This window comes from Lacrimispora sp. 38-1, assembly GCF_049890855.1.
In the GTDB taxonomy this organism is placed as follows: Bacteria; Bacillota; Clostridia; order Lachnospirales; family Lachnospiraceae; genus Lacrimispora.
Genome location: NZ_JBANEW010000095.1, coordinates 231,402 through 254,821 on the forward strand (window position 1 = coordinate 231,402; position 23,420 = coordinate 254,821).

Annotated in this window: 37 protein-coding genes; 36 read left to right on the forward strand and 1 reads right to left on the reverse strand. The window is 42.3% G+C overall.

The features are described 5' to 3' along the window. Nucleotides 1–5: 5 nt before the first annotated feature. Nucleotides 6–1,043 (forward strand): acyltransferase family protein, encoded by a 1,038-nt coding sequence (locus V7D18_RS24800; protein ID WP_426158440.1) that lies wholly within the window; start codon nucleotides 6–8, stop codon nucleotides 1,041–1,043. 11 nt (nucleotides 1,044–1,054) lie between these two features. Here the strand turns inward: V7D18_RS24800 and V7D18_RS24805 are convergent, their stop codons facing one another. Further along, entirely contained in the window at nucleotides 1,055–1,924 is an 870-nt protein-coding gene (locus V7D18_RS24805) for a class I SAM-dependent methyltransferase (RefSeq protein WP_426158442.1), read from the reverse strand. Between the two features lie 566 nt (nucleotides 1,925–2,490). Here V7D18_RS24805 and V7D18_RS24810 point away from each other — a divergent pair. The 35 genes from V7D18_RS24810 (at nucleotide 2,491) to V7D18_RS24980 (ending at nucleotide 23,345) form a co-directional block, all read left to right on the forward strand. Next, nucleotides 2,491–3,843, forward strand: a complete 1,353-nt coding sequence (locus tag V7D18_RS24810) for a cell wall-binding protein (protein ID WP_426158444.1) — start codon at nucleotides 2,491–2,493, stop codon at nucleotides 3,841–3,843. A gap of 322 nt (nucleotides 3,844–4,165) precedes the next feature. Next, complete coding sequence (gene rpsJ / locus V7D18_RS24815) at nucleotides 4,166–4,483, forward strand: 30S ribosomal protein S10 (RefSeq protein ID WP_013274341.1); 318 nt, start codon at nucleotides 4,166–4,168, stop codon at nucleotides 4,481–4,483. Nucleotides 4,484–4,692: 209 nt separating this feature from the next. After that, nucleotides 4,693–5,328, forward strand: coding sequence for a 50S ribosomal protein L3 (gene rplC / locus V7D18_RS24820; protein WP_426158446.1), 636 nt, complete (start codon nucleotides 4,693–4,695; stop codon nucleotides 5,326–5,328). A gap of 29 nt (nucleotides 5,329–5,357) precedes the next feature. Further along, nucleotides 5,358–5,978, forward strand: a complete 621-nt coding sequence (gene rplD / locus V7D18_RS24825) for a 50S ribosomal protein L4 (RefSeq protein ID WP_117417308.1) — start codon at nucleotides 5,358–5,360, stop codon at nucleotides 5,976–5,978. After that, nucleotides 5,978–6,277 (forward strand): 50S ribosomal protein L23, encoded by a 300-nt coding sequence (gene rplW, locus V7D18_RS24830; protein WP_104439456.1) that lies wholly within the window; start codon nucleotides 5,978–5,980, stop codon nucleotides 6,275–6,277. Before rplD ends, rplW begins: the two co-directional genes overlap by 1 nt. A 121-nt stretch (nucleotides 6,278–6,398) precedes the next feature. Continuing rightward, entirely contained in the window at nucleotides 6,399–7,247 is an 849-nt protein-coding gene (rplB, locus tag V7D18_RS24835; protein WP_097002542.1) for a 50S ribosomal protein L2, read from the forward strand. Nucleotides 7,248–7,266: 19 nt separating this feature from the next. Next, complete coding sequence (gene rpsS / locus V7D18_RS24840) at nucleotides 7,267–7,548, forward strand: 30S ribosomal protein S19 (protein WP_024834874.1); 282 nt, start codon at nucleotides 7,267–7,269, stop codon at nucleotides 7,546–7,548. 77 nt (nucleotides 7,549–7,625) lie between these two features. Then, complete coding sequence (gene rplV, locus V7D18_RS24845) at nucleotides 7,626–8,012, forward strand: 50S ribosomal protein L22 (protein WP_097002540.1); 387 nt, start codon at nucleotides 7,626–7,628, stop codon at nucleotides 8,010–8,012. Between the two features lie 11 nt (nucleotides 8,013–8,023). Next, on the forward strand, nucleotides 8,024–8,680 hold the full coding sequence (gene rpsC / locus V7D18_RS24850; RefSeq protein ID WP_104439454.1) for a 30S ribosomal protein S3: 657 nt from the start codon (nucleotides 8,024–8,026) through the stop codon (nucleotides 8,678–8,680). Next, nucleotides 8,680–9,105 (forward strand): 50S ribosomal protein L16, encoded by a 426-nt coding sequence (gene rplP / locus V7D18_RS24855; RefSeq protein ID WP_097002538.1) that lies wholly within the window; start codon nucleotides 8,680–8,682, stop codon nucleotides 9,103–9,105. Before rpsC ends, rplP begins: the two co-directional genes overlap by 1 nt. A gap of 2 nt (nucleotides 9,106–9,107) precedes the next feature. Further along, nucleotides 9,108–9,314, forward strand: a complete 207-nt coding sequence (gene rpmC, locus V7D18_RS24860; protein ID WP_097002715.1) for a 50S ribosomal protein L29 — start codon at nucleotides 9,108–9,110, stop codon at nucleotides 9,312–9,314. A gap of 96 nt (nucleotides 9,315–9,410) precedes the next feature. Next, nucleotides 9,411–9,665: a 30S ribosomal protein S17 gene (rpsQ, locus tag V7D18_RS24865; protein WP_024834879.1), complete on the forward strand. Its 255-nt coding sequence runs from the start codon at nucleotides 9,411–9,413 to the stop codon at nucleotides 9,663–9,665. A gap of 26 nt (nucleotides 9,666–9,691) precedes the next feature. Then, the gene (gene rplN / locus V7D18_RS24870; RefSeq protein WP_097002536.1) at nucleotides 9,692–10,060 is read left to right on the forward strand and encodes a 50S ribosomal protein L14; all 369 of its coding nucleotides are present in this window, start codon (nucleotides 9,692–9,694) and stop codon (nucleotides 10,058–10,060) included. Nucleotides 10,061–10,074: 14 nt separating this feature from the next. Next, nucleotides 10,075–10,380, forward strand: coding sequence for a 50S ribosomal protein L24 (gene rplX / locus V7D18_RS24875; protein WP_104439450.1), 306 nt, complete (start codon nucleotides 10,075–10,077; stop codon nucleotides 10,378–10,380). Nucleotides 10,381–10,401: 21 nt separating this feature from the next. Beyond that, nucleotides 10,402–10,941: a 50S ribosomal protein L5 gene (gene rplE / locus V7D18_RS24880; protein WP_426158451.1), complete on the forward strand. Its 540-nt coding sequence runs from the start codon at nucleotides 10,402–10,404 to the stop codon at nucleotides 10,939–10,941. Nucleotides 10,942–10,957: 16 nt separating this feature from the next. Continuing rightward, nucleotides 10,958–11,143, forward strand: a complete 186-nt coding sequence (locus V7D18_RS24885; RefSeq protein ID WP_002566501.1) for a type Z 30S ribosomal protein S14 — start codon at nucleotides 10,958–10,960, stop codon at nucleotides 11,141–11,143. Between the two features lie 24 nt (nucleotides 11,144–11,167). Beyond that, nucleotides 11,168–11,569, forward strand: coding sequence for a 30S ribosomal protein S8 (rpsH, locus tag V7D18_RS24890; protein ID WP_426158454.1), 402 nt, complete (start codon nucleotides 11,168–11,170; stop codon nucleotides 11,567–11,569). 67 nt (nucleotides 11,570–11,636) lie between these two features. Next, entirely contained in the window at nucleotides 11,637–12,179 is a 543-nt protein-coding gene (gene rplF / locus V7D18_RS24895) for a 50S ribosomal protein L6 (RefSeq protein WP_426158455.1), read from the forward strand. A gap of 17 nt (nucleotides 12,180–12,196) precedes the next feature. After that, nucleotides 12,197–12,565 (forward strand): 50S ribosomal protein L18, encoded by a 369-nt coding sequence (rplR, locus tag V7D18_RS24900; protein ID WP_426158457.1) that lies wholly within the window; start codon nucleotides 12,197–12,199, stop codon nucleotides 12,563–12,565. Between the two features lie 18 nt (nucleotides 12,566–12,583). Continuing rightward, complete coding sequence (gene rpsE / locus V7D18_RS24905) at nucleotides 12,584–13,093, forward strand: 30S ribosomal protein S5 (RefSeq protein WP_117417303.1); 510 nt, start codon at nucleotides 12,584–12,586, stop codon at nucleotides 13,091–13,093. Nucleotides 13,094–13,106: 13 nt separating this feature from the next. After that, nucleotides 13,107–13,289 (forward strand): 50S ribosomal protein L30, encoded by a 183-nt coding sequence (gene rpmD / locus V7D18_RS24910; protein WP_097002529.1) that lies wholly within the window; start codon nucleotides 13,107–13,109, stop codon nucleotides 13,287–13,289. Nucleotides 13,290–13,315: 26 nt separating this feature from the next. Further along, complete coding sequence (rplO, locus tag V7D18_RS24915; RefSeq protein WP_426158459.1) at nucleotides 13,316–13,756, forward strand: 50S ribosomal protein L15; 441 nt, start codon at nucleotides 13,316–13,318, stop codon at nucleotides 13,754–13,756. Nucleotide 13,757: 1 nt separating this feature from the next. Further along, entirely contained in the window at nucleotides 13,758–15,080 is a 1,323-nt protein-coding gene (gene secY / locus V7D18_RS24920; protein ID WP_426158461.1) for a preprotein translocase subunit SecY, read from the forward strand. Nucleotides 15,081–15,165: 85 nt separating this feature from the next. Beyond that, complete coding sequence (locus V7D18_RS24925) at nucleotides 15,166–15,810, forward strand: adenylate kinase (protein WP_426158462.1); 645 nt, start codon at nucleotides 15,166–15,168, stop codon at nucleotides 15,808–15,810. A 3-nt stretch (nucleotides 15,811–15,813) separates the two neighbouring features. Further along, nucleotides 15,814–16,584 (forward strand): type I methionyl aminopeptidase, encoded by a 771-nt coding sequence (gene map, locus V7D18_RS24930; RefSeq protein WP_426158463.1) that lies wholly within the window; start codon nucleotides 15,814–15,816, stop codon nucleotides 16,582–16,584. 4 nt (nucleotides 16,585–16,588) lie between these two features. Continuing rightward, a complete protein-coding gene (locus V7D18_RS24935; protein ID WP_426158465.1) occupies nucleotides 16,589–16,870 on the forward strand; it encodes a KOW domain-containing RNA-binding protein in 282 nt (93 codons plus the stop codon). 5 nt (nucleotides 16,871–16,875) lie between these two features. Continuing rightward, nucleotides 16,876–17,094, forward strand: a complete 219-nt coding sequence (infA, locus tag V7D18_RS24940; protein WP_013274317.1) for a translation initiation factor IF-1 — start codon at nucleotides 16,876–16,878, stop codon at nucleotides 17,092–17,094. A 344-nt stretch (nucleotides 17,095–17,438) separates the two neighbouring features. After that, the gene (rpmJ, locus tag V7D18_RS24945) at nucleotides 17,439–17,552 is read left to right on the forward strand and encodes a 50S ribosomal protein L36 (RefSeq protein WP_003497809.1); all 114 of its coding nucleotides are present in this window, start codon (nucleotides 17,439–17,441) and stop codon (nucleotides 17,550–17,552) included. A 27-nt stretch (nucleotides 17,553–17,579) separates the two neighbouring features. Continuing rightward, on the forward strand, nucleotides 17,580–17,948 hold the full coding sequence (rpsM, locus tag V7D18_RS24950) for a 30S ribosomal protein S13 (RefSeq protein ID WP_104439438.1): 369 nt from the start codon (nucleotides 17,580–17,582) through the stop codon (nucleotides 17,946–17,948). A gap of 206 nt (nucleotides 17,949–18,154) precedes the next feature. Continuing rightward, entirely contained in the window at nucleotides 18,155–18,556 is a 402-nt protein-coding gene (gene rpsK, locus V7D18_RS24955) for a 30S ribosomal protein S11 (RefSeq protein ID WP_006771855.1), read from the forward strand. Nucleotides 18,557–18,572: 16 nt separating this feature from the next. Continuing rightward, the gene (gene rpsD / locus V7D18_RS24960; RefSeq protein ID WP_117417298.1) at nucleotides 18,573–19,166 is read left to right on the forward strand and encodes a 30S ribosomal protein S4; all 594 of its coding nucleotides are present in this window, start codon (nucleotides 18,573–18,575) and stop codon (nucleotides 19,164–19,166) included. A gap of 108 nt (nucleotides 19,167–19,274) precedes the next feature. Then, on the forward strand, nucleotides 19,275–20,243 hold the full coding sequence (locus tag V7D18_RS24965; RefSeq protein ID WP_097002521.1) for a DNA-directed RNA polymerase subunit alpha: 969 nt from the start codon (nucleotides 19,275–19,277) through the stop codon (nucleotides 20,241–20,243). 97 nt (nucleotides 20,244–20,340) lie between these two features. Then, complete coding sequence (locus V7D18_RS24970; protein WP_117417297.1) at nucleotides 20,341–20,877, forward strand: bL17 family ribosomal protein; 537 nt, start codon at nucleotides 20,341–20,343, stop codon at nucleotides 20,875–20,877. A 194-nt stretch (nucleotides 20,878–21,071) separates the two neighbouring features. Then, on the forward strand, nucleotides 21,072–22,301 hold the full coding sequence (locus tag V7D18_RS24975) for an N-acetylmuramoyl-L-alanine amidase family protein (RefSeq protein ID WP_426158471.1): 1,230 nt from the start codon (nucleotides 21,072–21,074) through the stop codon (nucleotides 22,299–22,301). 21 nt (nucleotides 22,302–22,322) lie between these two features. After that, a complete protein-coding gene (locus V7D18_RS24980; RefSeq protein ID WP_426158472.1) occupies nucleotides 22,323–23,345 on the forward strand; it encodes an N-acetylmuramoyl-L-alanine amidase family protein in 1,023 nt (340 codons plus the stop codon). The last annotated feature ends 75 nt before the right edge of the window (nucleotides 23,346–23,420 follow it).

Sequence of the window (23,420 nt, forward strand, 5' to 3'; positions counted from 1 at the left end):
ACCCAATGGAAGAAAAATATTTTCGCAATAAGGTAATCTGGTTTACATTTCTATATAGTATTCTTGTAATCTGGGTTCATTCTTATAATGCAGTCTTATTTCTGGGAAAGACCACAATCGCTTACCGGGTGGATATGCTGGAGCGTTTCTGGGGGGACACAGTAGCCCAGATCGCAGTTCCGGGATTCTTTTTAATATCTTCCTATTTATTTTTTCGGGGATTTACAATGGAGAAGTTATGGGTCAAATGGAATTCCAGAATCCGCAGCATTCTGGTTCCTTATATTATGTGGAACCTACTTTACTATCTGGGCTATGTGATCGGCAGCCGGATTCCCTTTATTTCCAGGGTAATCGGTAAAGGAAGAATTCCTTTTAACTTTCAGGAAGCAGCGCAGGCAGTGCTCCATTATTCCTATAATTATGTATTCTGGTATTTAAATCAGCTGCTCCTTCTTGTCCTTCTTGCTCCGGTGATATACATGGCTGTAAGAAAAAAAGAAATTGGCATGTTTTTGCTTGCGGGGATTCTAGCGGTAATCTATATGGGAGGTGCACTTCCGTTTTTAAATCTGGATGCTTTGTTTTATTATACCTTCGGAGCATATGCAGCGATTCATGGAAAAGATATTGTTGAAAGATCTTTTAGCAGGAAGCATATTGCAGTGGGAGCCGTCCTTTTTCTTGCTGCCTGTCTGGCGAAGAACATAGATATTCCCGGTAATGTGAAGGGAGAGATTGCTGCCTCTACGGTTTGCTTCAGGTTCCTGATGCCTGTAAGTCTGTGGCTCATGGTTCCCGGCAGATACTTAAAAGAGGCAAATGACTGGATGAAACAGAATTTTTATCTGTATGCCACACATTTTTCTGTGGTGCGGTTAATCAATAAAACGGGAGCATTGCTGCTCCCGCCGATTCCTGCTGTAACCATTGGCCTGTATATCATTATGCCGGTTTTTTGTATTCTTTTCAGCTGCATCACCAGTTCCTTTTTAAGAAAATATCTGTCTACGGTCTGGTGCCTGTTTAATGGAGGGCGCTGATTCTGCTTATTCTAGGTGCGGTCAGCGGACCATCTTCCGGAAGCTCCGCATGGGAGAATAAGCCCGGAACTTTTCACTGGAAGTCCCACTTCGTCGGATAAAACGCTTCCGCCGAATTTCTTTGTGATCTCTGTGGAAATCATATAGGACAGTACAGACGGAGCCAGCCCGGTGGTATAGGAGTTAATAAGGAAGAATAAAGGATTATTGGACAAAAGCTGGGAACAGAGCTTTACGAATGGATAGATGGAATCTTCTATCTTCCAGATTTCCCCTTTTGGTCCTCTGCCATAAGACGGAGGATCCATAATAATCGCATCATAATGATTGCCTCTTCTGATTTCCCGTTCAACGAACTTAACACAGTCATCAACAATCCACCGGATGGAAGCGGATTCAAGGCCTGATGAGCGTGCATTTTCCCTGGCCCATCCAACCATACCCTTAGAAGCGTCCACATGGGTAACAACAGCCCCTGCCTTAGCAGATGCAAGAGTTGCTCCGCCGGTATATGCAAATAAATTCAGTACTTTTACAGGCCGTCCTGCACTCTTTATTTTATCACCGAACCAATCCCAGTTGGCAGCCTGTTCCGGAAAAAGTCCTGTATGCTTAAAGCTGAAGGGCTTTAGCTGAAATGTTAATTCTTTATAGCTGATGGTCCATTGTTCCGGCAGATGAAAGAATTCCCATTCTCCGCCTCCCTTTGCACTGCGGTGGTAATGACCGTTCATCTTTGCCCAGCCTGGTTCCTTTTTGGGAGTGGACCAGATGACCTGAGGATCCGGACGAACCAGGAGGTAATTCCCCCACCGCTCTAATTTTTCACCCTCTGAACAATCTATTACTTCATAATCTTTCCAGCCGTCTGCAATCCACATACTTGATGCCGCCTTTCTTTCTATATAAATACATAATCTATCTTCATGATTCTATGATTATACTGGATGGAGCTTTTAGCGTCAAGGTGATTCACACCTTGTCTGATGGTTCTATATATTATAGTATAATGTTAAGCAAAGAGGTGTAAGACTTATGGGCTGTTTCCGGATGGGATTTTCCTTCGGCTGTTTCGGATGCAATTACTGGTGCAACTGGCGGGGGTGTAACGGCTGCGGCTGGATCTGCAGCAACGGCTGTAACAGGCGCTGCTGTAATCGCTCAGGATGCTGCAGAAGGTGCGGATCATGCTGCGGGCGTGGAAATTGCTGCGGGAGAAATAACTGCTGCAGATAGATATTTTAAATAGATCAGAAAGGCAGGATATGCCGGTATGGCTGGTTCTAAACCCCATACCGGCATTGCTGTTTTTCTGCTAAAACAGACGTATATATAAGACGGCAATAATTTTGTAATAGAATTGAAAGATTAAAACAGTTGAATAATCTAAGATTAATTGTTAAAATAAATTATAGCAAAAAAGGAAATCCCTGTAAGGAGTGAAAATATGAAAAGAAAAGGTCTCATTGTACTGGCGGCAGCTGCCATGCTGACAGTCGGAGCGGCATCTTTGGACGCCTGGGCGGCCGAGGGGTGGTCGCAGTCAGGAAGCACCTGGGTGTATTATGATTCAAGCGGTGGTAAAGTAAGCAACACCTGGAAAAAGGGTGCGGATAATTTGTGGAGATATTTAGACAGCAATGGTGAGATGGCAGTCAATACCTGGGTTGAGAACACTTATTATATGGATTCCAACGGTATTTTGGTAACGGATAAATGGATGAAGTTTAAGGATTCCAGCAGCAATGAGTATAAGTGGTATTATTTTGGCAGCAGCGGAAAAGCGATTATGGACAACTGGTCTAAGATCGACAATAAGTGGTACTACTTTGATTCCAACGGCGAGATGCTGACGGGCTGGATTCTTGACGACATGTATTATACCGGAGCGGACGGAGTTATGAAGACGGGCTGGCAGAAGCTTTATCCGCCGGACAGCAGCGACGAAGGCCGAATCTCGCCTGGAGATACAGATGAAGGTAAATACTGGTACTATTTTAACGACAATGGCAAAAAATATGTACCTAGGGATTTCTCTGGAGATTATGGTACTTACAAGATTGATGGAATCGCATACTGTTTTGATGATAAAGGTGCGCTTCAGACCGGCTGGAAGAAGATCGGAGTTGACAATGCGGAATATGAGATCCAGAATTACAAATATTATGATCCCAATGGAAAGCTGCGGGAAGGTTGGTATTCCATAGAGCCGCCTCAGGACATAACTGGTTATGAAGAGAGTGTGGAGTGGTTTTATTTTTCCAGTACAGGAATTCCCAAAGCCGGCCCGAAAGAGGGGGAGGCAAGTACTTCCAACCTGGTAAAGATAAAGGACAAAACATATTTGTTCAATGATCTGGGTGTTCCTATTTATGGCCTTCAAAAACTTAAGATTGTTAGCAGTTCTGAGTATGCAACCTTTTATTTTGGGGATAAAAAGACCAGTAGCATGCAGAAGGGAAAAGTCAAGGTAACAGAAGCGGACGGGAACGAATGCACGTATTATTTCAGTGACAGCGGCAGAGGTTATACAGGAGTCAAAGATGGTTATCTCTATTATATGGGAAAACTTCAATGTGCAGATGAGGGTGCCAAATATGAGCCGATCGCCATTCCAACAGGCAGTACAAAAACTACTTACGTCGTGAACACGTCAGGCAAGGTATCCAAGAATACAACTGTAAAAAGTTCAGATGGTGTAAAATATAAGACAGCCAGCAATGGAACTCTTTTAAAAGTGGATGAGCAAACTCCTTCTGGGAATGAAGGAATAGAACCTTCTGAACCAGTCTGGAGGTAAACTTTAGTTATAAAAGGCGCAGAATCTGAAAAAAACAGATTTTGCGTTTTTTTTGAAAAAAGTACTTGCATTACCATGGAAAATATGGTATTCTGTTAAGGCTGTGGCATGATAGCTGTGAAACGTGAGGTTGCTGCTGAAAAGCAGGTTTTCCGTGGAGCGAATGTCAAGTTAGGAAACTGGCGACAAGTCACTGTACAATTTAAAATTCTGTTTGTTTCAAACGGAAAGTCAGTGTGGGTCTAGAATGACACACACGGGAACGTGTACAGTCACCGCTTGTCGTACTTCTACTAAGTGCGAAAAGGAGGCGACTTTTTTTATGGCAAGTCAAGTAATGAGAATCACATTAAAGGCGTATGATCATCAGTTAGTTGATCAGTCTGCAGGCAAAATCATCGACACTGTAAAAAAGACAGGATCAAAAGTGAGCGGACCGGTGCCGTTACCAACTAAGAAGGAAGTGGTAACTATCTTAAGAGCGGTTCACAAGTACAAAGATTCCAGAGAGCAGTTCGAGCAGAGAACGCATAAGAGACTCATCGATATCATTACACCAAGCCAAAAAACTGTTGATGCATTATCCAGACTGGAAATGCCGGCAGGGGTGTATATCGATATCAAGATGAAGAACAAATAATCTTCATCGTAAGAAACAATTTAGGTAAGGTCCTGAAGGGTTTTAATATAGAAGCAACACTTTTTCCTCTAAGGAATCAACATCTCCGGGAGCGGAAGCATTTACTTATAAGGCGGCCGCGGGAGTCATAGTGTTCCACGTATATTGGACTGTTCTAGGATGATTGCGAAAGCAATCCGCTGTAGAATTAACAACCAGGAGGTAAAAACATGAAGAAGGGTATTTTAGCTACCAAAGTCGGAATGACACAGATCTTCAATGAAAACGGAGTATTAACTCCAGTAACAGTTCTTCAGGCTGGTCCTTGTGTAGTAACACAGGTTAAGACAGTTGAGAATGATGGTTACAATGCAGTACAGGTTGGTTATGTTGATAAGAGAGAAAAACTCGTCACCAAACCATTAAAAGGCCATTTTGATAAGGCTGGTGTATCTTACAAGAGATTTGTAAGAGAATTTAAGTTCGAGAATGCTTCTGAGTATTCTGTAAAAGATGAAATCAAAGCAGAAGTCTTCGCTGCAGGCGATAAGATTGATGCAACCGCAATCTCCAAAGGTAAAGGTTTCCAGGGTGCTATTAAGAGACACGGACAGTCCAGAGGACCTATGGCTCACGGTTCCAAGTTCCATCGTCATGCAGGTTCCAACGGTGCATGTTCTGATCCGAGCAAGGTATTCAAGGGCAAAAAGATGCCTGGACAGATGGGTAACAAGAAGGTAACAATCCAGAACCTTGAAATTGTAAGAGTTGATGCAGAGAACAATTTGATTTTGGTTAAGGGTGCGATACCAGGACCTAAGAAGTCTTTAGTAACAATCAAGGAAACAGTAAAAGCAGCTAACTAATGCTTTTATAAGAAAGGAGGATTACACAGATGGCAAACGTATCTGTTTACAATATGGAAGGTAAAGAAGTTGGCACATTAGAGTTAAGCGATGCAGTGTTTGGTGTAGAAGTTAATGAGCACCTTGTACACATGGCAGTCGTAAGCCAGCTTGCAAATAAACGCCAGGGAACACAGAAGGCTAAAACACGCGCTGAAGTATCCGGCGGCGGTAGAAAACCGTGGAAACAGAAAGGAACCGGTCATGCCAGACAGGGTTCAACAAGATCTCCTCAGTGGACAGGCGGCGGAGTTGTATTCGCACCAACACCAAGAGATTATACAATCAGACTGAACAAGAAGGAAAAGAGACTTGCTCTTAAATCCGCACTGACCAGCAGAGTGAACGACAATAAGTTCATTGTTGTTGATGAGTTAAAGTTTGATGAAATCAAAACAAAGAAATTCCAGGCTGTATTAGATAACTTAAAGGTATCCAAGGCTCTTGTAGTTGTTGGAGACGACAGCACTAACACAGTAATGAGCGCAAGAAACATCGCTGCTGTTAAGACTGCTTTTGTTAACACAATCAATGTTTACGATATCTTAAAGTATAACACAGTTGTTGCTACCAAGACTGCTGTCGCAGCAATCGAGGAGGTGTACGCATAATGGCAGATATTAAATATTACGACGTGATTCAGAAACCAATCGTAACTGAGAAGAGCATGAACGCTATGGCTTCTAAAAAGTACACATTTTTAGTGCACACAGATGCGAATAAGACGATGATCAAGGAAGCTGTTGAGAAGATGTTCCCAGGCACCAAGGTAGCCAGCGTGAACACCATGAACTTAGACGGAAAGACCAAAAGAAGAGGAACTACCTTCGGTAAGACATCTAAGACTAAGAAAGCAATCGTTCAGTTAACAGCTGACAGCAAAGATATCGAAATTTTCGAAGGACTGTAAGATCGGAACGCTTGGCATGAAGTCATTCGGGCCCGGCGTCAACGATTTTCAGTTACCTGAGTGATGAACATTATATCACAATAAACAAGATACGCCAGGTGGCGTTGAAAGGAGATACAAAATGGGAATCAAAAAGTATAACCCATATACCCCTTCCAGAAGACAAATGACCGGATCTGATTTCAGCGAAATCACAAAGTCAACTCCTGAGAAATCCTTAATCAGCAAAACTATTAAGAAAACAGCCGGCCGTAATAACCAGGGTAAAATTACTGTCAGACATCGCGGAGGCGGCGTTAAAAGAAAATATAGAATCATTGACTTTAAGAGAAACAGCAAGGACGGCATTGCAGCAACTGTCATCGGTGTAGAATACGATCCGAACAGAACTGCTAATATCGCACTGATCAGCTATGTAGACGGAACAAAGGCTTATATTCTTGCTCCGGCTGGCTTAACAGACGGAATGACTGTTATGAGCGGCGAGACTGCAGAAGCAAGAGTCGGTAACTGCCTTCCATTAAGCAAGATCCCGGTTGGTGCTCAGGTTCATAACATTGAGCTTTACCCAGGAAAAGGCGGACAGCTGGTTCGTTCTGCTGGTAACAGCGCACAGTTAATGGCGAAAGAAGGAAAATATGCAACTCTTCGTTTACCTTCCGGCGAGATGAGAATGGTTCCGATCAACTGCAGAGCAACGATCGGTGTTGTAGGTAATGGCGATCATAACCTGATTAATATCGGTAAAGCTGGTAGAAAACGTCACATGGGATTCCGTCCTACAGTTCGTGGTTCTGTTATGAACCCCAATGACCATCCACACGGTGGTGGTGAAGGTAAGACTGGTATCGGACGTCCAGGTCCATCTACACCATGGGGCAAACCGGCACTTGGCTTAAAGACCAGAAAGAAAAACAAGCAGTCTAACAGATTAATCGTTAGAAGAAGAGATGGAAAGACCGTTAAATAAATGAAGGAGGTTAGAACCTATGGCTCGCTCACTTAAAAAAGGACCATTTGCAGATGCTCATTTACTGAAAAAAGTAGATGCTATGAACGCAGCAGGACAGAAGCAGGTAATTAAGACTTGGTCTCGCCGTTCTACAATCTTCCCGCAGATGGTTGGACATACAATTGCAGTTCATGATGGCAGAAAACACGTTCCGGTATATGTTACAGAGGATATGGTTGGACATAAACTGGGTGAATTCGTTGCTACCAGAACTTACAGAGGACATGGAAAAGACGAGAAGAAATCAGGTCGTAAGTAATAGAGAAGCAGACACCCTCCGGGTATTCTTATTTGAGGATTCCCAAAGGGCGTTAAAGTTGAAAGGAGGATTCACCAATGGCTAAGGGACATAGAAGCCAGATTAAGAGAGAGAGAAATGCCCAGAAGGACACAAGACCGTCAGCAAAGTTATCCTATGCTAGGGTTTCAGTTCAGAAGGCATGCTTTGTATTAGATGCCATCAGAGGCAAAGATGCTGTTTCAGCACTTGGTATTGTAACTTACAATCCCAGATATGCTTCTACTTTAATAGAGAAGTTATTAAAATCAGCAATTGCAAATGCTGAGAACAATAACGGTATGGACCCGGCAAAACTTTATGTAGAAGAGTGTTTTGCAAACAAGGGACCGACAATGAAGAGAGTAAAACCAAGAGCACAGGGCCGCGCTTACAGAATCGAAAAGAGAATGAGCCACATCACCATCGTGCTTAATGAAAGATAAGGAGGCAAATAATGGGACAGAAAGTTAATCCACACGGCTTAAGAGTCGGTGTTATTAAAGACTGGGACTCAAAATGGTATGCTGAAGCTGATTTCGCAGACAACTTAGTAGAAGACTATGCGATCAGAAAATTCCTGAAGAAGAAATTATACAGCGCCGGCATTTCTAATATTGAAATTGAACGTGCATCTGACCGCGTTAAAGTTGTTATTCACACAGCAAAACCTGGTGTAGTAATCGGTAAGGGTGGAGCTGAGATTGAAAAAATCAAAGCAGAAGTTCAGAAGCTTACAGATAAAAAATTATTTGTTGATATCAAAGAAATCAAGAGACCAGACAAAGACGCTCAGTTAGTTGCTGAGTCCATCGCACAGCAGTTAGAGAATCGTGTATCCTTCCGTCGTGCTATGAAGTCTACCATGGGACGTTCCATGAAGTCAGGTATCAAAGGAATTAAGACTGCAGTTGCAGGACGTCTTGGCGGCGCTGATATGGCTCGTACTGAGTTCTACAGCGAAGGAACCATTCCGTTACAGACACTCAGAGCAGATATTGACTATGGTTTCGCAGAGGCAGATACTACCTTCGGTAAGATCGGTGTGAAGGTATGGATCTACAATGGCGAAGTACTTCCAACTAAAGGAAAAAAGGAAGGGAGCGATAAATAATGTTAATGCCTAAGAGAGTTAAGCGTCGTAAACAGTTCCGTGGAAGCATGGCTGGTAAAGCTTTAAGAGGCAATACAATCAGCAATGGTGAGTTCGGTTTAGTCGCTTTAGACCCATGTTGGATCAAATCAAATCAGATCGAGGCAGCCCGTGTTGCCATGACCCGTTATATTAAGCGTGGCGGTAAAGTCTGGATCAAGATTTTCCCGGATAAGCCTGTAACAGCAAAGCCAGCAGAAACCCGAATGGGTTCCGGTAAGGGCGCTCTGGAATACTGGGTAGCAGTAGTAAAACCAGGTCGTGTATTATTCGAAATCGCTGGAGTACCTGAAGAAACAGCACGTGAAGCTTTACGTCTTGCTATGCACAAGTTACCATGCAGATGTAAAATTGCTGCTAAAGCAGATTTAGAAGGCGGTGAATGACAGTGAAAATGAATAAATATGTTGAAGAATTAAAAGGAAAATCAGTTGCCGAGCTGAATGTAGAATTAGTAGCTGCAAAGAAAGAACTTTTCAACTTAAGATTCCAGAATGCAACCAACCAGCTTGATAACACAAGCCGTATCAAAGAGGTTCGCAAAAACATTGCCAGAATTCAGACTGTTATAACTGAGAAGGCTAAATTAGCTTAAGTTGCAGCTTATTAAAAAAGCATGACACACACGAGTGTGTGTTAACTTATTGATTGGGGCCATGAAAGGCCAAAACTCGAAAGGAGAATACAGAACGTGGAAAGAAATCTTAGAAAAACCCGTACTGGTAAGGTTGTTAGCAACAAGATGGATAAGACCATTGTTGTAGCGATTGAAGACCATGTAGAACATCCTTTATACGGCAAGATCGTAAAAAGAACGTATAAATTAAAAGCGCATGATGAGAAGAATGACTGCAACATGGGCGATACAGTAAAAGTTATGGAAACAAGACCGCTGTCCAAAGACAAGAGATGGAGACTTGTGGAAATTATCGAAAAAGCGAAATAATTTATTTCCAGGAAGGAGTAACAGGCATGATTCAGCAGGAAACCAGATTAAGGGTTGCCGACAATACCGGTGCAAAAGAGCTTCTTTGTATCCGTGTTATGGGCGGATCTACAAGAAGATATGCTAATATTGGTGATGTTATCGTTGCCAGCGTAAAAGATGCAACACCTGGCGGTGTTGTGAAGAAAGGCGACGTTGTGAAAGCCGTTGTTGTGCGTACTGTAAAAGGCGCACGCCGTAAAGACGGTTCATATATCAAGTTCGATGAGAATGCTGCCGTAATTATCAAAGATGACAAGACTCCAAAAGGAACTCGTATCTTTGGACCGGTTGCCAGAGAGTTAAGAGAGAAGCAGTTCATGAAAATTGTTTCCTTAGCTCCAGAAGTATTATAAGGAGGTGTCGGACTGTGCATAAAATTAAAAGAGATGACCTTGTAAAGGTTATTGCAGGAAAAGATAGAGACAAACAGGGTAAAGTTCTTCATGTAGATACGAAGAATAACAGAGTGGTAGTAGAAGGCGTTAACATGATCACAAAGCATGTGAAACCAGGCGCTGGAAACCCACAGGGCGGTATCGTACAGAAAGAAGCTGCACTTGATATCTCCAATGTAATGCTTGTTGTTGACGGAAAAGCAACCAGAGTTGGCTTTGAAGTAAAAGACGGCAAAAAAGTTCGTGTTGCGAAAGCAACCGGAAAAGTAATTGATTAATTCGGAGAGGAGGAATAAAAATTGGCTAGATTAAAAGATACGTACCAGTCAGAGATCGTAGAAGCTATGATCAAGAAATTTGGATATAAGAACATCATGGAAGTACCGAAGTTAGATAAGATTGTCATCAATATGGGTATTGGTGAAGCAAAGGAAAATGCCAAGATTTTAGACTCTGCAGTAAGAGATTTAGAAATCATCTCCGGTCAGAAAGCAGTGTTAACAAAGTCAAAAAAATCAATTGCTAACTTCAAACTCAGAGAAGGTATGCCTATCGGATGTAAAGTTACTTTACGCGGTGAAAGAATGTATGAATTCGCTGATCGTCTGATCAACCTTGCACTTCCCCGTGTACGTGACTTTAGAGGTGTAAATCCTAACGCATTTGATGGCAGAGGAAACTATGCACTTGGTATCAAGGAGCAGCTTATTTTCCCTGAAATTGAATACGATAAAGTTGACAAGGTAAGAGGTATGGACATTATATTTGTTACTACCGCTAAGACAGACGAAGAAGCCCGTGAACTTTTGACATTATTCAACATGCCATTTGCAAAATAGTAGGAGGAATTAATCCATGGCTAAGACTTCAATGAAGATCAAACAGCAGAGACCTGCTAAATTCTCCACAAGAGAATACAATCGTTGCAGAATCTGCGGTCGTCCGCATGCTTATTTAAGAAAATACGGAATCTGCAGAATCTGCTTCCGTGAATTAGCATATAAAGGTCAGATCCCAGGCGTTAAAAAAGCAAGCTGGTAAAATAAGGAAGGAGGCAATTTCAAAATGACAATGAGCGATCCAATCGCAGATATGCTTACAAGAATCCGTAATGCAAATACTGCAAAACATGATACAGTAGATGTACCTTCATCCAAGATGAAATTAGCTATTGCTGATATCCTTGTTAAAGAGGGATACATTAAGAAATATGATATCGTAGAAGACGGTGCGTTCCAGACAATCCGGATCACATTAAAATACGGTAAAGATAAAAACGAAAAAATCATCACAGGTATCAAGAGAATTTCCAAACCTGGCTTACGTGTTTATGCAAGCAAGGAAGAAATGCCAAGAGTACTGGGCGGTCTTGGTATTGCAGTTATCTCTACAAACCAGGGCGTAATTACCGATAAGGAAGCACGCACTCAGGGTGTTGGCGGAGAAGTACTTGCATTTGTTTGGTAACTAACAAAGCATCTGAAAACAGAGGGAACGCACAGATTCCCTCCGAAAATTTAAGGAGGTAAACGGCATGTCACGTATAGGAAGAATGCCTATCGCGATTCCAGCAGGAGTAACTGTTGAAATTGCAGAAAATAATAAAGTGACTGTAAAAGGTCCTAAGGGAACTCTTGAGAGAGTATTACCCACAGAGATGACAATCAAAGAAGAAGATAGTCATATCGTTGTATCAAGACCAAACGATTTAAAGAAGATGAAATCTTTACACGGTCTTACAAGAACCTTAATCAACAACATGATCGTTGGTGTTACTGCAGGATATGAGAAAAAGCTTGAAATCAACGGTGTTGGTTACAGAGCTCAGAAGCAGGGCAAGAAGCTTGTTCTTTCCCTTGGCTATTCCCATCCGGTAGAAATGGAAGATCCAGAAGGTATTGAGTCTACCATGGAAGGTCAGAACATCATCTTCGTTAAAGGTATTGATAAAGAAAAAGTTGGCCAGTACGCTGCTGAAATCAGAGATAAGAGAAGACCTGAGCCGTATAAGGGCAAGGGTATCAAGTATGCTGACGAAGTGATCAGACGTAAAGTTGGTAAGACTGGTAAGAAATAATTAAGGAGAGTGTAAAGATGGTTAGCAAACAGTCAAAAAGCGAAATCCGCGTTAAGAAGCACAACAGATTACGTAATCGTCTTGCAGGTACTGCAGAGAGACCACGTTTAGCTGTTTTTAGAAGTAATAATCATATGTATGCTCAAATTATTGACGATACAGTTGGTAAAACTTTAGTTGCTGCTTCTTCAGTAGAAAAAGAAGTAAAGGCAGAAATAGAGAAAACTAACAACGTTGATGCTGCAGCATATGTAGGTACCGTAGTTGCCAAGAGAGCAATGGAAAAAGGTATTAAAGAAGTTGTCTTTGACAGAGGTGGATTTATATATCAGGGTAAGATTCAGGCATTAGCAGACGCAGCCAGAGAAGCTGGTCTGGAATTCTAGTAGAGAGGAGAACACAGCGTGAAACATACAATTATTGATGCAAATCAGTTAGAATTAAACGACAAGGTGGTTGCTATCAAACGTGTATCTAAAACCGTTAAGGGTGGACGTACCATGAGATTCTCTGCTTTAGTAGTCGTAGGCGATGGCAACGGCCATGTTGGTGCTGGTCTTGGCAAAGCCGGAGAAGTTCCAGAAGCAATCCGTAAAGGAAAAGAGGCTGCTGTTAAGAATATGGTTACTGTTCCGATCGATGAGAACAACAGTATCCCTCATGATCTGGTTGGTAACTTTGGAAGTGCTTCCGTACTTCTTAAGAGAGCTACCGAAGGTACAGGAGTTATCGCGGGAGGTCCTGCCCGTGCAGTTGTAGAGCTTGCAGGTATTAAGAATATCCGTACAAAATCCTTAGGTTCCAATAATAAAACGAATGTAGTATTAGCTACAATCGAAGGATTAACTCAGTTAAAGACTCCTGAGGAAGTTGCAAGGCTTCGCGGCAAATCTGTTGAAGAGATTTTAGGCTAAGGAGGATAAGAAGATGGCAGATAAATTAAAAATCACATTGGTGAAATCCCCGATCGGCGCTATACCGAAGCAGAAAGCAACCGTTTTAGCATTGGGCTTAAAGAAGCTTCACAAAACAGTTGAGATGCCGGACAATGGTGCAGTCAGAGGTATGATCGCCAACGTGCGTCATTTAGTAAAAGTTGAAGAGATTTAAGAGAAAACAGTAAGGAGGTGCAAGCGATGGATTTATCAAATTTACAGCCTGCGTTAGGTTCCAAACACAGCGATAACTTCAGAAGAGGCCGCGGTCACGGTTCAGGTAACGGTAAGACAGCAGGTAAAGGTCATAAAGGACAGAAGGCTCGTTCCGGAGCTACCAGACCAGGTTTCGAAGGTGGTCAGATGCCTTTATACAGACGTATTCCGAAGAGAGGCTTTAAAAATAGAAATACAAAAGAAATCATTGGCATTAATGTAGGCACTTTAGAAGCATTCGAAAACGGCACAGTAGTGACTGTTGAGACTTTATTAGAGAGCGGTATTGTTAAGAATCCGCGTGATGGAGTTAAGATCCTTGGAAATGGAGAATTAACCAAAAAGCTTACAGTAAAGGTAGGTGCTTTCAGCGAAGGCGCAAAAACCAAAATCGAGGCTTTAGGTGGAACCTGCGAGGTGATCTAATATGTTAAAAACACTCCGTAATGCATTCAAGATCAAGGACGTAAGAACGAAACTCATCTATACGTTCATGATGCTGGTGGTTACCAGAATTGGCTCACAGCTGCCGATTCCAGGAGTTGAAACAAGCTTTTTCAAAGATTTTTTCGCTCAGAATAATAACGATGCGTTCGGATTTTTTAACGCAGTGACAGGAAGTTCCTTTACCAACATGTCCGTATTTGCACTGAGCATTACCCCCTACATCACATCTTCCATTATCATGCAGCTCCTTACCATTGCAATTCCCAAACTTGAGGAAATGCAGCAGGACGGTGAAGATGGAAGAAAGAAGATTGCAGAATACACCCGCTACGTAACAGTTGCTCTGGCTTTAATCGAGTCCATCGCTATGGCGATCGGATTCGGAGGCCAGGGACTGTTAAAAGAATATAATGTATTAAGCGTTATCATTGCAGTAGTTACCATGACGGCAGGTAGTGCGCTCCTGATGTGGATCGGTGAGCGGATTACGGAAAACGGTGTGGGTAATGGTATCTCCATTGTCCTTTTATTTAACATCATTTCCAGCTTCCCTTCCGATGCATCTACACTTTATACCAGATTTATGTCTGGTAAATCTGTTGCAGTAGCTGCAGTAGCAGCGATCATAATTTTTGCAGTGATTGTCGCAATCGTTGTATTCGTCATCATCCTTCAGGATGGTGAAAGAAGAATTCCTGTGCAGTACTCCAAAAAGATGCAGGGACGCAAGATGGTAGGCGGACAAGCAACCAACATTCCGCTGAAGGTAAATACCGCCGGCGTTATCCCGGTTATTTTCGCTTCTTCCATCATGTCATTCCCGGTAGTGATCTCCCAGTTTTTTGGAAGCAGGATCAACTACGACAGCATTGGCGGACATATTTTAACCGCACTCAGTTCTTCCAACTGGTTTAAGCCGGAAAGACCGGTGTACACAATTGGTCTTGTGGTTTATATCGCACTTATCATCGTGTTTGCATATTTCTATACTTCAATTACATTTAATCCCCTTGAAGTCGCAAATAATATGAAAAAGTCCGGCGGTTTTATCCCGGGTATCCGCCCAGGTAAGCCAACCAGTGATTACCTTAATTCAATCTTAAACTATATCGTATTTATAGGAGCATGCGGTCTGACTATCATCTGTATTATTCCGATTATGGTTTCCGGTTTATTTAATGTAAGCCGTCTTTCCTTCGGCGGTACATCCCTGATTATTATTGTCAGCGTTGTGCTGGAGACATTAAAGGCGATTGAGTCCCAGATGCTTGTGCGTTACTATAAAGGATTTTTAAACGATTAGAAAGCAAACCAAGGGAGGCACGCCGTGGCGTGTTTTTCCTTGGGATTTGTGCTATTTAAACCTTATGTTAATGGAGGGACTGTTGATGAAAATCATCATGTTAGGTGCCCCTGGTGCCGGCAAAGGTACCCAGGCTAAAAAAATTGCTGATAAATATCAGATTCCTCATGTTTCTACCGGAGATATCTTCCGTTCCAACATAAAAGAAGGAACGCAGCTGGGACGAAAAGCAAAGGAATATATGGATCAGGGAGCTCTTGTACCGGATGAACTTACCATCGGAATGCTGATGGACCGTATACAGCAGGAAGACTGCAAAAACGGTTACGTACTGGACGGATTTCCAAGAACCATTCCCCAGGCAGAAAGCCTTCAGAAAGCCATTACTGAAATGGGACAGAAGATAGACTTTGCGATAAACGTTGACGTTCCTGATGAGAATATTATCAACAGAATGTCAGGAAGACGTGCCTGTATATCCTGCGGAGCTACATATCACATTGTATATAATCCAAGCAAGATTTCCGGAGTATGCGATGTCTGTGGTTCAGAACTTGTCTTAAGAGATGATGATAAGCCGGAAACCGTAAAAAAACGTCTGGCGGTTTACCATGATCAGACCAGACCATTGATTGATTATTATAAAGAAGCCGGCGTGCTGGTGAATGTTGATGGGACACAGGAATTAAACAAAGTGTTCTCCGATATCACTGACATCCTAGGAGCATAGTTTATGTCAGTTACGATTAAATCTGCAAGAGAAATAGAACTTATGAGAGAGGCTGGAAGAATTCTTTGCATCACTCATGAAGAACTGAAGAAGGCCTTGAAGCCAGGAATGACAACCTGGGACATTGACCATCTGGGTGAAGAGATCATAAGAAGCTATGGCTGTACGCCTTCTTTCTTAAATTATAACGGATATCCTGCTTCCATCTGCGTATCAGTCAATGATGAGGTGGTTCACGGAATTCCTGATAAGAAGTGCGTACTGAGAGAAGGAGATATTGTGAGCCTTGATGCAGGAGTGATTTATAAAGGTTATCATTCTGACGCAGCAAGAACTTACGGGATCGGCGAGATCACTCCTGAAGCGGGACAACTCATGGAAGTGACAAAACAATGTTTCTTCGAAGGGATTAAATATGCAAAATCTGGCAATCATTTAGGTGAAATATCTGCGGCAATCCAGAAATATGCAGAAAAGTTCGGGTATGGCGTTGTCCGGGATTTAGTAGGTCACGGAATCGGTTCTCATCTGCACGAGGATCCTGAAATACCGAATTTTTCCACAAGAAGACGGGGAATCAGGTTAAGACCAGGCATGACGCTGGCCATCGAACCCATGATAAACGAGGGAACACTGGAAGTGGTCTGGCTTGATGATGACTGGACCGTTGTAACAGAGGACGGAAAACTTTCCGCTCATTATGAGAATACAGTTCTGATCACAGAAGGTGAGCCGGAGATATTAAGTCTGGTTTCCGCTGTCTGCGGGGAATAGGCCGATGAATGAATACGACGGTTTATTCGTAAGATCCACGGCAGGACACGACAAAGGAGAATATTTCTTCATATTGCGTGAGGAAGGCGAATATATATATCTGGTGGACGGAAAAATAAGACGTCTTGACTGCCCCAAGAAAAAAAAGAAAAAGCATGTAATCCCCCTGTTGTGGGAGAAACAGTCACCGGGAAATAAAATCCGGGAAAATAAAAATGTCACTGATGAAGAGATCAAACATTTCATCCGATGTTTCAAAAGAGAAGATCAGGTTGTTAGGAGGTAAGCTTTATGTCAAAAGCAGATGTTATTGAAATTGAAGGCACCGTTGTGGAGAAGCTTCCCAATGCCATGTTCCAGGTTGAACTGGAAAACGGGCATCAGGTATTAGCTCACATAAGCGGAAAACTTCGCATGAACTACATTCGTATTTTACCAGGTGATAAGGTAACCATTGAGATGTCCCCTTATGATTTAAGCAAGGGAAGAATCATCTGGCGAGATAAATAAAGCGTCCGGGTCCGGCGCGTTCCACATCAGGAACGCGACACACCAGGGCAAAGGGTTAAGAAAAATATAGGAAAAAGCGCTTGCATTTTAAAATAAACAGTGTTATAATGCTATAGCGACTTTGTTGAAATACTGGGTGTATTATGCCCATGAGGGCAGCACTGGTTTTAAGATAAAAACACACTGCGGGTATACTCAGAAAGCTCTTTTGGAAAGAGACTCCTTTGACGCCGGATTTATATAAGAAGAAATCGGGTGCGGAGGATAATCTTTGCACGTAAGCGTCTTATGACGGACGCAAAGTGTTTCATGCGAAAGGGCGCATAACGGAAAGGAGAATTGCTGTGAAGGTTAGATCATCAGTCAAGCCGATTTGCGAAAAATGCAAAATCATCAAAAGAAAAGGCAGTATCAGAGTAATCTGTGAAAATCCTAAGCATAAGCAGAGACAAGGTTAAAATAATTAATGGAGGTGTACTACACACATGGCTCGTATTTCAGGTGTTGATTTACCAAGAGAAAAACGTGTTGAGATCGGTTTAACTTACATCTACGGTATCGGTAGAACCAGTTCAAACCGCATTCTTACAACTGCTGGCGTTAATCCTGACACTCGTGTTAAGGACTTAACCGATGACGAAGTAAAGAGAATTGCAGAAGTGATTACTGAATCTCAGACTGTAGAAGGTGATTTACGTAGAGAAATCGCTATGAACATCAAGAGGCTTCAGGAAATCGGATGCTATCGCGGAATCCGTCACAGAAAGAGTCTTCCGGTTCGTGGTCAGAAAACTAAGACCAACGCAAGAACTCGTAAGGGTCCAAGAAAGACTGTAGCAAACAAGAAAAAGTAGGCATTGAACACTTAGTGAGGTATCTCACGAACTTAGTGTGAAAGCCGTTCTTTGACCGTAAGGGAAAAGAACATCATTAAAAAACAACAATGCAGAATCACGTTACATGTTTTAAAAACAGGAATAACAGGATTCAGATTTCGTACCCTGCGTTACGCGGCTGCGGGCAGGGCGGAGCAACTATAAAGAAAGTAGGTTAGTTTAAAATGGCTAAAAAAGTGTCCACTACTAAAAAAGTGACAAAAAAGCGCGTAAAGAAAAACGTTGAACGCGGACAAGCACATATCCAGTCATCTTTTAATAACACAATTGTGACATTAACGGATACACAGGGTAATGCATTATCCTGGGCAAGTGCTGGTGGTCTGGGATTTAGAGGTTCAAGGAAATCTACTCCATATGCAGCTCAGATGGCGGCAGAAACTGCTACTAAAGCAGCTCTTGTACATGGTTTAAAATCAGTAGACGTTATGGTTAAAGGTCCTGGTTCAGGCCGTGAAGCAGCTATTCGTGCACTTCAGGCATGCGGTTTAGAAGTAACCAGCATCAAGGACGTAACTCCTGTACCACATAACGGATGTCGTCCACCAAAACGTAGAAGAGTCTAATTAGGAGGTAATTACAGTGGCAGTTGATAGAGTTCCTGTTCTTAAAAGATGTAGATCCCTTGGTCTTGATCCAATCTATTTAGGAATAGATAAAAAATCAAAGAGAGAATTAAAAAGAGCGAACAGAAAGATGAGTGAGTACGGCATTCAGCTGAGAGAAAAGCAGAAAGCTAAATTCATCTACGGTGTGCTTGAGAAACCTTTCCGTAACTATTATGCCAAGGCTGAAAGAATGAATGGTATGGTTGGTGAAAACCTTATGATTCTTCTTGAGAGAAGACTTGACAACGTAGTATTCCGTATGGGATTCGGAAGAACAAGAAGAGAGACCAGACAGATGGTTGACCACAAGAGCATTCTTGTTAATGGCAAATGCGTAAACATTCCTTCCTTCATCGTAAAGGTTGGAGATGTGATCGAAGTAAAAGAAAAATGCAAAACCAATGCAAGATTTAAAAGTGTTCAGGAAACAACGGCTGGCCGTATGGTTCCTGCATGGCTTGATGTTGACCATGAGAATTTACGTGGTACTGTTAAAGAGTTACCAACAAGAGATGAGATTGATGTTCCAGTGAATGAAATGCTTATCGTCGAGTTGTACTCCAAATAATTGAAAGTCTGTTGATAGAAGCTGGCTTTCGCCCGGGGGCGTTATGCTTCCGGGCAAGGTTTGAGTATAAGACCCTCGATACAAAATACCCAAAAGGAGGGGCTATTAGTGTTCGATTTTGAAAAACCAAACATTGAGATTGCTGAAATCTCAGAAGACAAAAAATATGGCAAGTTTGTAGTTGAACCGCTTGAAAGAGGTTATGGCACGACTTTAGGTAATTCCTTAAGAAGAATCATGCTTTCTTCCTTACCGGGCGCTGCAGTCAGTCAGGTAAAAATCGACGGCGTTTTGCATGAATTCAGTTCTATTCCTGGAGTTAAGGAAGATGTGACTGAGATCATTATGAACATCAAGAGCTTATCTATTAAAAACAACAGCGATACCAACGAGGCAAAGGTTGCATACATTGAGTTTGAAGGCGAAGGTGTTGTAACTGCTGCTGATATCCAGGCTGATCCCGATATCGAGATCATGAACCCGGATCAGGTTATCGCTACGCTTAGCGGCGGCACAGACAGCAAGTTCTATATGGAACTTACTATCACAAAGGGCCGTGGTTATGTGAGTGCAGACAAGAATAAGAGTGAAGATTTACCGATAGGTGTGATTGCTGTTGATTCTATTTATACACCAGTAGAGCGCGTCAACATGACGGTAGAAAACACCCGAGTTGGTCAGGTTACCGATTATGATAAGCTGACATTAGATGTATTTACAAATGGAACTCTGGCACCGGATGAAGCAGTCAGCCTGGCTGCAAAGGTACTGAGTGAGCATTTGAACTTATTCATTGATTTATCTGAGAACGCCAAGACTGCAGAAGTTATGGTGGAGAAGGAAGACAATGAGAAGGAAAAAGTTCTGGAGATGAACATTGATGAACTGGAGCTTTCTGTCCGTTCTTATAATTGTCTCAAGAGAGCCGGAATCAATACGGTAGAAGAGCTGTGCAACAGAACTTCTGAGGATATGATGAAGGTTCGAAACTTAGGCCGCAAGTCTTTAGAAGAAGTGCTGGCAAAGTTGAAGGAATTAGGCTTACAGCTGAATCCAAGCGATGATACCAATGCATAATTGATTCGCTTAAGCAGTTGATTTATGGAGATTAAGCACTGATACAGTAAGACCGAAGAAGCATGTATCCGTGTTCCACAAATGGAGGAATATTGAGATGGCAGGATATAGAAAACTGGGAAAAACTTCCAGTCAGAGAAAAGCATTAATCAGAAGCCAGGTAACCGCATTAATCTATAATGGCAAGATCGTGACAACAGAAGCAAGAGCAAAGGAAATCCGCAAAGTTGCAGAAGGTCTGATTGCTTTGGCAGTTAAGGAGAAAGATAACTTCGAGACTGTTAAAGTTACAGCTAAGGTTGCACGTAAAGATAAAGACGGCAAGAGAGTAAAAGATGTTGTAAACGGCAAGAAAGTAACTGTTTATGATGAAGTGGAAAAAGAGATCAAGAAAGATCTTCCTTCCAGACTTCATGCAAGAAGACAGATGTTAAAGGTCCTTTACGATGTAACAGAAGTTCCGTCTGAAGCTGCAGGAAGAAAGAAGAATACAAAGTCTGTTGATCTTCCAAAGAAGCTGTTTGATGAGGTTGCACCAAAGTATGTATCCCGCAACGGTGGTTACACACGTATCGTTAAGATCGGCCAGCGTAAAGGTGATGCTGCGATGGAAGTAGTTCTTGAGCTTGTATAATTAATATTAATTTCCCGGTATGGAAGCAATTCCTTATCGGGATTTTTTATTCCTCCCAATAGTTAAGAAACGCAAGAATAAAGAAAGAATATCGTAAGTTGACGGACAATTGCTTTCAGGGCTATAATGTAAATTGTAGAATATTATGGTTCAATTGTTAAAATGCGCTAAAATAAAATCGGGAGGTATTAAGTATGAAGCGTTTAAAGAGACTGGTGACTTTCGTCTCTGCATTGGGGGTATTGACGGCAAGCATACCATTTGCGACAATGGCAGCTACCGTAAAAACCATAACGTCTGTAACGATTAACGTAGGGTTGGAAGAGATTTCCAATGGAGACACTCTGCCTTCTGAAACTTCTTTTTCTACCACATCGGAAAGCGGCAATTATGTTTACACCAACAATAACAGATATGAAGTGTCAGACTTGGACTGGATTACATCTGACAGCAAGGAAATGAAAATTGGATCTGAACCGAAGATGAAGGTTACGCTGCATGCTACGAATGCTGATGAATATGCATTTAAAGGCGGCTATCAGTCGAGCAATATTACGATCAAGGGAGGCACCTATGTTTCCTCAAACCGTTCTGGTACAGATACATTATATGTAACATTTACCTTTAAACCGATCAAGGGAACCTATGATTCTCCGGAAGATGCTTACTGGAAGGATTCCGGCTACGGGAATGCCAAGTGGAGTGAGCCGGAGAATGGCTCTGGTGCTTATGATGTATATCTATATCGGGGCAGCACGATTATTAAAAAAGTTGAGAAACTGAAAGCCACCACTTATAATTTCTATCCTTATATGACCAAGGAAGGTACCTACAGCTTTAAAGTACGTACGGTACCGTACAGCAGTACTGAGGATAAACACGGAAAGAACAGTGACTGGACGGAATCTGATGAGGTATATGTACCCAAGGAAAAGGTATCAGACGGCAGCGGACAGGACAGCGGGACGGCATCCACTGGAGCAGTAGGCTGGATCAAGAATGGCAACTCCTGGAGTTACCGTTATCCCGATGGTACCTATTTAAAGAATAACTGGTCTAAAATCAGTGACAAGTGGTATCTTTTTGACGGCAATGGCACAATGCTTACCGGATGGCAGCAAAAAGGAGACAAAACCTATTTCCTGAATAATGACGGAGCAATGCTGACAGGCTGGTACAAATCCGATAATAAATGGTACTATCTAAATCCTTCCACTACAAACGGAGTTGAGGGTGCATTGATAACTGGCTGGATTTCCTACAATAACAAGTGGTATTATGCTGATTCCAAGGGCATCATGCAGGAAGGCTGGAAGCAGATCGATGGCAATTGGTTCTATTTTTATCCAGGTGATGGCTCAAAAGCAGTGAACACCACCATTAGTGGTTTTGCAGTAGATGGAGAGGGAATCTGGAGAAAGTAGGGAGAAAGGAAGTAGATATTGATGAATTGGAGAAAAGGGAAAGGAATATGGTTTCTGCTTTTATGCATGATCATGATTCTTGGAACCGGAATAACAGCATCAGCGTCAGGCAGCTTAAGGATCTACGTGGAGAATGGCAGTAAGAGTTCATGGACGGACGGAATTAATGTTCCCACTGTAAAAGTGAATTATTCGGAAGAAAGCCCTGACTGGAGCAAGAAAGAGGATCAATGGGAGCCTGGAAAGAAGGTAAAGGGGACCATTCGGGTATCCGGTTCTTATGAGAGATCGGATTGCACCGTGAAGGGTGCAAATCTGCTTTCTGTGAACAGTGAAGACGGGGAGACTGTCATCACCTTTTCCTATGTTCCGGTTGCAAAACTGGAATGCCCGGAAAAGGCAGGCTGGAGTGATGCTGCAAAAACCAAAGCCTCCTGGAAGAAGGTACCGTTCGCTTCCAGATATCAGGTGGTTCTATACCAGGAAGGCGGTATCTGGATTAAAAGCCTGACCACATCTTCCACATCAGCAGATCTTCTTCCTTATATGAGCAGTGGTTATAAATACTTCTACACAGTGAAAGCCATCTTAAAGGATTCATCGGAAGAGGATTATTTAAAAGAAGGAGATATCATTACTTCTGATGATTCTGTAGTTCAGGAACTGGGCGAGACGTTAGGTGTATGGGCAACTTACCAGGACGGTAAGAAGTACCGCGGAGAAGACGGCAACTATGTGACTGACGGCTGGAAGATGATCAGCGGTAAATGGTATTATTTTAAGCAGGATGGCTATGCTGTAACCGGCTGGCAGAAGGTTGATGAGAAATGGTACTATATGGATGCAGAAGCTGTAATGAAGACCGGCTGGCAGGAACTCAATGGAATATGGTACTACTTTAATACCGACGGGGATATGGCGATCGGATGGATTCAGCCGACTCCGGGCAAATGGTATTATCTCAACGGAGACGGAAGCCTGGCTATGAATACAACGGTAGATGGAAATTATAAGGTTAATGAATCAGGCTTATGGATACAATAAAGCAGATAGATGGTATGGATGGAAAAATCTGTACCATCTATCTGTTTTTGTGAGGAAAAACTACATTTTCACCAA